The sequence below is a fragment of the Neisseria sp. HMSC068C12 genome (genome assembly GCF_001814095.1).
Classification (GTDB): Bacteria; Pseudomonadota; Gammaproteobacteria; order Burkholderiales; family Neisseriaceae; genus Neisseria; species Neisseria perflava.
In genome coordinates this window covers 211,315-218,413 of record NZ_KV814801.1, presented here as the reverse complement: position 1 = coordinate 218,413, position 7,099 = coordinate 211,315, and the positions used below count along the sequence as shown (strand labels likewise).

Annotated in this window: 5 protein-coding genes; 2 read left to right on the top strand and 3 right to left on the bottom strand. The window is 51.2% G+C overall.

Annotation, left to right across the window (positions count from 1 at the left end):
* Nucleotides 1–343 (top strand): IS1595 family transposase (locus tag HMPREF2952_RS03015; protein ID WP_141754807.1); only part of this gene is annotated, 343 nt, incomplete at its 5' end.
* A gap of 274 nt (nt 344–617) precedes the next feature.
* The gene (locus HMPREF2952_RS03010; protein WP_049344980.1) at nt 618–2,093 is read left to right on the top strand and encodes a DUF389 domain-containing protein; all 1,476 of its coding nucleotides are present in this window, start codon (nt 618–620) and stop codon (nt 2,091–2,093) included.
* A 44-nt stretch (nt 2,094–2,137) separates the two neighbouring features.
* Here the strand turns inward: HMPREF2952_RS03010 and HMPREF2952_RS03005 are convergent, their stop codons facing one another.
* From HMPREF2952_RS03005 to ppk1, 3 genes are all read right to left on the bottom strand, one after another.
* Nucleotides 2,138–2,347: an aminotransferase class IV gene (locus HMPREF2952_RS03005; protein WP_049332839.1), complete on the bottom strand. Its 210-nt coding sequence runs from the start codon at nt 2,345–2,347 to the stop codon at nt 2,138–2,140.
* Nucleotides 2,348–2,773: 426 nt separating this feature from the next.
* Complete coding sequence (locus tag HMPREF2952_RS02995; protein ID WP_070695260.1) at nt 2,774–4,789, bottom strand: prolyl oligopeptidase family serine peptidase; 2,016 nt, start codon at nt 4,787–4,789, stop codon at nt 2,774–2,776.
* Nucleotides 4,790–4,891: 102 nt separating this feature from the next.
* Entirely contained in the window at nt 4,892–6,949 is a 2,058-nt protein-coding gene (gene ppk1, locus HMPREF2952_RS02990; protein ID WP_070695259.1) for a polyphosphate kinase 1, read from the bottom strand.
* Nucleotides 6,950–7,099: the final 150 nt, after the last annotated feature.

The following is a 7,099-nucleotide window of genomic DNA, read 5'->3' as shown; positions in this document are numbered from 1 at the left end:
CGTTGTGGTGGATAATGCCAAGTCTGAAACGTTACTCCCTGTCATCAAAAAGAAAATCATGCCGGACAGTATTGTTTATACCGATAGTCTGAGTAGCTACGACAAGTTGGACGTGAGCGGTTTCATCCATTACCGCATCAACCATTCCAAGGAATTTGCCGACCGTCAGAACCACATTAACGGCATTGAGAATTTTTGGAATCAGGCAAAACGTGTCTTGCGAAAATACAACGGAATCGATCGCAAATCTTTCCCGTTGTTCTTGAAAGAATGCGAATTTCGATTTAACTTCGGCACACCGTCCCGGCAGCTAAAAATCCTGCAAAAATGGTGTGAAATTTAGGGCTAATCTACTAGTACAGCCCCTTAAAAAATTTTGATGGCGGTTGCTGCTGAAAAAGTAGAAATTGGATTTGAGAGAAGGTTTTTGCATATGCTGGTTTCGTGAAGGCCTACGCAGGATCAGCGTTGTCAGCGTTTTCATGTGTATGCTAACCTTCTGCAAGGTATCTGCTTAATCATATTTGAAATCAGTATTAAAGCATAATTATCAGTATCCGAAATTCCAGTTAATTAAATATTCAGAGACAATCGTTAAGATTGATTTAAGGATGAAAATGCAAGACCAAGAAAACATTAAAAACCAAGAAGAACAAGAAAATCAGCCAAAAGAAGACAATGGTGCCATGACCAAGTTGCAAGATGTGTTCAATCTTGCGCATGACCAGGCCCATCCCGATAAAATTGATGCCGTCATCCGCGCCAATACTCGGGTGTCCGGAACCAATATGTGGGTATTGATGTTTGCCATTGCCGTGGCGAGTATCGGTCTAAATGTAAACAGCACGGCGGTAGTGATCGGCGCGATGTTGATTTCGCCGTTGATGGGGCCGATTGTAGGTATGGGTTACGGTTTGGCGGTAGGGGATACTGCGCTGATCCGTCAAGCCGTGCGCAATATTATTATATTCGTCGTCATCAGCTTGATTACCGCTACGTTGTATTTCCTGTTAACCCCGCTTAAAGAGGCGCAAAGCGAGCTTTTGGCGCGTACTCAGCCGACCCTTTGGGATGTGTTGATTGCCTTCTTCGGCGGTAGTGCGGGTATTGTGGCGCTGACTCGAAAAGAAGGAGGCAATGCCATACCGGGTGTGGCGATTGCTACCGCATTGATGCCGCCCCTGTGTACTGCGGGCTACGGACTGGCACATGGCAACTGGCACTACTTTCTCGGTGCTTCATATCTTTTTGCCATCAACTGCGTGTTCATCGCTTTTTCGACCTTGTTGTTTTCCAAGCTGCTCAAGCTGCCGCGCAGGGGGTTGGTAACGGAATCCAAACGCCGGTTGCAAAGCATCATTATTACTGCCGTCGTGTTGGCTGTGATGATTCCGAGCGGCTATATGGCATCAGGACTGGTGCGTCAGGAGATCTTCAACACCAGAGCCAATGCTGCCATTGCCACTGCGAAGCAACAGGAAGGTTTTTTCGTGCTGCGTAAGATGTTGAACCATAGAGAAAATAAAGTCAGTCTGGTTGTCAATGGAACGGGCAATGCCGAGAAAATTTCCGCCTTGCTCGTGAAAAGCCTTGAAGCGTCAGGTGTGAAAGAGCCGAAGGTCAACGTGGTCTATGCGGGAGGGGACAATGCCAAAATCGAAGAATTGCTGGCAAGCCAAAACAACCCGGTTCAGCAGCAAAATGAGCTGAAAGAGCAACAGGCCTATATCGATACCGTACTGGCAGGCAAAGCCTCCGATATCGACGATGCAGCGGTACTTAAGGAATTAAAAGCCCAATATCCGGAAGCGGAAAAAATCGTTGTCGGACGCGGCTTGGCTTGGGATAAAGCGCAAACAACGCCTGTTTCCGAACAGTCTGAAAGCCAAAAAAACGCAGAACCGAAGACAGATACATATGACGATATCGTCGTTGTCTCTCTCGAATTGGAGCAGCCACTACCTGCCAAAGATTACGAGCGGATACAGGCGTGGTTACGCCAGCGTTATGAGGGTAAGGTAGTGAGCATATTGCAAACGCACAAGTCTCAGACAGATAAACCGTCTCAGACAGATAAACCGTCTAACGAATAATCGCCTTCAGGCTTTATCCATTTCCGAGAAATCATTGATTGTTCCTAGTACACCAAATCCGCCTCAAACACGCCTCTCAAGGCGTTGGAGAGGCGGATTTTTTCTGCGCGTTCGAGCATATCGCGGGTGATGTGTGTTTCGATGATGGTGTCCGCGCCCAAGTAGGTTTGCAGCTGCTGCAACACGGCTTGGCGCATGATGCCGTTGAGGATATCCAAATCCAGAGACGGGGTGAGACGGGTGTTTTTGTGCATGTTCATGTTTCAGTATTCTCCTAGAAATACTGTAAACAACGCTACTAGTTTCTACAGCATCGAGTTGATAACGTTCGCCCACACCGGCAAGGTTTTCTGCGCCAAGGACAAGTTTGAGTTTCTCAAAGTCGATTTGGTCTTCGCAAAAGACTTCGGGAAAGATTTGTTTAAGTTTTAATATATTGTTTTGTTTGAAATTATTTTCTAAATCGTGTATAATTTTTCGGTTCGGTTGCCATAATTGCGTCTTCCATCAATGATCACTTACAAAGTGTCCATTTTATCGGGATATGTTGAAAGTTAAAAGAAAAGAAGGCCGTCTGAAAAACTTTAATATTCGTTTTTCAGACGGCCTTCTTTTCACTTGCCGAAACAAGAGTATTTTGTTTCTCAACTTTACAAAACAGTCAATCCTGCTGCTTGCTTCTACCCTAAAAACTCTTTCAAAAACAGCAAGACACAGGCAAGTTCGTCGGCGGATTCGCGTTGGGTGCCGTTGCCGGTATGGCCGCCGCCGTCAGGCGAGTAGAGCCAAGATTGCGGCGAGGTTTCGCGCAGTTTGGCGTAGAACTTGAGCGCGTGGGCGGGATGGACGCGGTCGTCGCTGAGGCTGGTAGTGATGAGTGCGGGCGGATAATCGATGCTGTCTGAAAGATTGTGATACGGAGACAATTCGCCCAGCCAGCGTTTGCAGACTTCATATTTCTGCGGATTGCCGTATTCGTCCGTCCAGCTTGAACCGGCGGACAGCAGCGGATAACGGATCATGTCGGTCAGCGGCACTTCGCACACCAGCGCGCCGATACTTTGCGGCTCGCGCACGAAGGCGGCAGCGGTAATCAGGCCGCCGTTGCTACCGCCCTGCAAACCGATGTGTTTGGGTGAACTCATGCCGCGTTCGGACAAATCGCGTACGACTGCCAATAAATCATCAACGCTTTTATGTTTGCTGATTCCCTGCGCCGCCTGATGCCAGCGCGGGCCAAATTCGCCACCGCCGCGGATGTTCGCCAACACAAAGGCATTGCCCTCTTCCAGCCAATATTTGCCGACACTGCCGAGATAATGCGGCAATTCGGGAATGCCGAAACCGCCGTAGGCATAAACCAAAGTCGGCGTGTCGGGCGTGGTGTTTTTACCGACGTGGAAATAAGGAATGCGCTCGCCATCGGCCGAAGTCGTCCAAAACTGCTGCACGTTGATGCCGTCTGAATCGAACTGCTGCGGCTGACGGCGCATGACGGTCAGTTCCATCACGTTCAAATCCAATGCAAACAGCGTCAGCGGCGTGGTGAAATCGCTGGCAGCAAGGTAAACCACGTCGCCGCCCCACGGTTGGTCGGTCATTTCCAACGCGCCCGAGGGCAGGCGCGGCAGTTCGACTTCCTGCCATTTACCGTCGCTAAAGCGCCATGCTTTCAGACGGCCTTGTACGTTCTCCAGCAGGCTCGCCACGACAAAACGCTTGGTCGTTTCCACGCTTTCCAATGCCTGCGTTTCATCGGGCGCAAACAAAAGCTGCGCCGCGCCCAATTCGCCACGGTTTAATTTTACTGCCACCAATGCGCCGCTCGGATAGCTTTGGTTCGCGCGATTCCAGTCTTTGCGCAGCGTCAGCAAAAGATGTCCGGCCAGATAGCCGACCACGTCGCAATCGTTGGGCAGGTTTAACGGTTTTGCCTCGCCTTCGGCCGACACCTGCAAATAAGTTTTGGTGTAAAAACCGTCCGACGCTTCAATCAAATCAATCGGCGAACCCTGCGGATCGAGGTAACGCCACGCGTTTACCATCATGCCGTCTTTGGCAATTTGATACACCGGCAGGCTTTCCTCGAAACTCTTGCCGCGTTCCACTAGCCATACTTCGCGCGGATAGCCCGATTCGGTCAACTGGCGTTCATCCCAAGCCGGACACACCCACACGCTGTTTTCATCGCGCCACGACACATGGTTTTTGCCTGCCGGAAAGTGAAAACCACCTTCTACCAACTCCCCTGCTTCCAAATCCACTTCCAGCGTGTACGCCGTATCGCCGCCCGATTTGCTCAGTGTTAACAACGCGCGGTTGGGCTTTTCCACCAAGTGCGACACGCCGCCCAAATATACATCGTCGCCGAGCAATTCATCGAAATCCGCCACTGAAAACAGGATTTTCCACTCGGGATAGCCGGAACGGTAAGTCGCCGCGGTACATACGCGGTACACGCCCTTCGGATATTCCGCATCCTGATGAAAATGGTACATCCGCGCACGGTGTTCCTGACAAAACGGAATCTGCCGCGTGTCCTGCAACTGCGCCAAAATGCCGTCAGACAATTCGCGCGCCTTGTCGTTTTCTAAAAAACGCTTGCGCGTTTCGGCATGCGCCGCGGCGGCAAAATTTTGCGTTTCGGGAGATTCGAGGTTTTCAAAATGGAGATAGGAATCGGGGTAAGATTTCATAAGAAAAGGCCGTCTGAAAGATTGGGAAACGGAATTATAACGGCAAAATCAAAAAAGGCCGTCTGAAACCTGCGTTTCAGACGGCCTGAGACATTATTCAACTTAACGTCCGTATATTTTCCACAAACCTTCTTGCAAACCAAACGCAGGCTCGCCATCTTTCAGCTGGGTGCGGATGTAGCTGCCGTCAGGCTGCATCAGCCAAGCCTGGGTATTGTCTTCCAAGGCCATTTCCAAACCTTCGCGGATCACGCGTTCTTTGAGTTCGGGCGTGGTAATCGGCGTGGCAACTTCAATGCGGCGGAAGAAGTTGCGCCCCATCCAGTCGGCGCTGGAGATAAAGGTATCGTCTGCGCCGTTGTTATGGAAGCAATACACGCGCGAGTGTTCGAGTTGGCGGCCGATAATGGAACGGACGCGGATGTTTTCGGACAAGCCTTTTACACCCGGGCGTAAAGTACACATACCGCGCACAATCAGATCGATTTGCACGCCTGCCGCGCTGGCTTGATACAGCGCATCAATTACACTCGGCTCGATGAGTGAGTTCATCTTGGCGGTAATCCGCGCTGGTTTGCCGGCTTTGGCGTGTTCGGTTTCCTGCTTGATGCGGTCGATGACCATTTTGTGCAGGGTAAACGGGCTTTGATAGAGCTTGTTCAGACGGCCCGGCTTTCCCAAGCCTGTGATTTCCATAAACAAAGTGTTCACATCGGCAGTGATTTGTTCGTCGGCGGTAATGATGCCGAAGTCGGTGTAGATGCGCGATGTGCCTTGGTGGTAGTTACCGGTACCGAGGTGGGCATAACGCTTGAGCACGCCGTCTTCGCGACGGATAACCAAAGCCATTTTGGCGTGGACTTTGTAGCCGAATACGCCGTACACGACGTGCGCGCCCGCCTCTTCGAGCTGTTTCGCCCAGTTGACGTTGTTGGCCTCGTCAAAACGCGCCATCAGTTCGACCACGACGGTAACTTGCTTACCCGCCAGTGCGGCCTTCATCAATGCGCGCACAAGCTCGGAATTGCTGCCGGTACGATAAATGGTCATTTTGACGGCCAACACATCCGGATCGGCTGCGGCCTCGCGTATCATTTGGACAACCGGATCAAACGACTGATACGGGTGGTGCAACAAAATCGGCGACTGTTTAACCAGTTTGAACACGGAACCGTTTTTGCGCAAGGCTTTCAGACGGCCTGCATTGCGTGGCGGAAACTTCAAATCCGGCCTGTCCACCAAATCGGGGACGGCATTGAGGCGCACCAAATTGACCGGCCCTTTGACCTGATACAGCTCGGCAGAAGTCAGCTTGAACTGGGCAAGCAAGAAGTCGTGAATATGCGCCGGACAAGTGTCCGCTACTTCCAAGCGCACGCCGTCGCCGTATTCGCGGTCGTGCAATTCGTTTTGAATCGCGGCACGCAGGTTTTTCAAATCTTCTTCATCAACCGTCAAATCGCTGTCGCGCGTGAGGCGGAACTGATGGCAGTCTTTAACCTTCATGCCGGGAAAGAGTTTGCCGACATGGGCGTGCAAAATCGAAGACAAGAACACAAAGCCTGCATCGCCGCCGCAAATTTCAGACGGCATGGGGACCACGCGCGGCAAAATGCGCGGAGCCTGAACAATCGCCATTCCGGACGGACGGCCGAACGCATCCGTGCCTTCGAGTTCGACGGCAAAGTTGAGCGATTTGTTTAACGGGCGCGGGAACGGGTGTGACGGATCAAGGCCGATAGGCGTGAGAATGGGCAACAGCTCGTTGTCGAAATAGTTTTCGATCCATTTTTTCTGCGCAGCCGTCCATTTGTGGCGGCGATAGAAATGAATGCCGGCGCGGCTGAGTGCCGGCTGCAATACTTTGTTAAACAGATCGTACTGCTCGCGGATCAGAGCCTGCGCCTCTTTCGCCACCGCTTCGATGGTTTCGGCCGCGGTTTTTCCGTTGTCGAGCGGCTGATGCGGACGCAGTTTGTTTTCGCGTTTCAACCACGCCATGCGGACTTCAAAAAATTCGTCCAAATTGGAAGACACGATGCACAGAAAACGCAAACGTTCCAACAAAGGAACTTTCGTATCCTGCGCCTGAGCCAGTACACGGCGGTTAAACGCCAACAGGCTGAGTTCTCGGCAGAGAATGCGGTTTTGCTCGGGCATGGTTCACTCCTGAAACATCGGTCATTAACACCATCAAGTATAACGTTTTGCCGACGTTCCGTCAGGTTTCAGACGGCCTTGACAGAAAACCTTATCCCTATTTGAGGCAAGACAAAGGGTTATCCGTTGTTTTCTTTACCGAAACAGCGG

Coding starts and splice junctions, on each gene's coding strand:
- HMPREF2952_RS03010 (WP_049344980.1), top strand. CDS start 618: ATGCAAGACCAAGAAAACATTAAAAACCAAGAAGAACAAGAAAATCAG.
- HMPREF2952_RS03005 (WP_049332839.1), bottom strand. CDS start 2,347: ATGCACAAAAACACCCGTCTCACCCCGTCTCTGGATTTGGATATCCTC.
- HMPREF2952_RS02995 (WP_070695260.1), bottom strand. CDS start 4,789: ATGAAATCTTACCCCGATTCCTATCTCCATTTTGAAAACCTCGAATCT.
- ppk1 (WP_070695259.1), bottom strand. CDS start 6,949: ATGCCCGAGCAAAACCGCATTCTCTGCCGAGAACTCAGCCTGTTGGCG.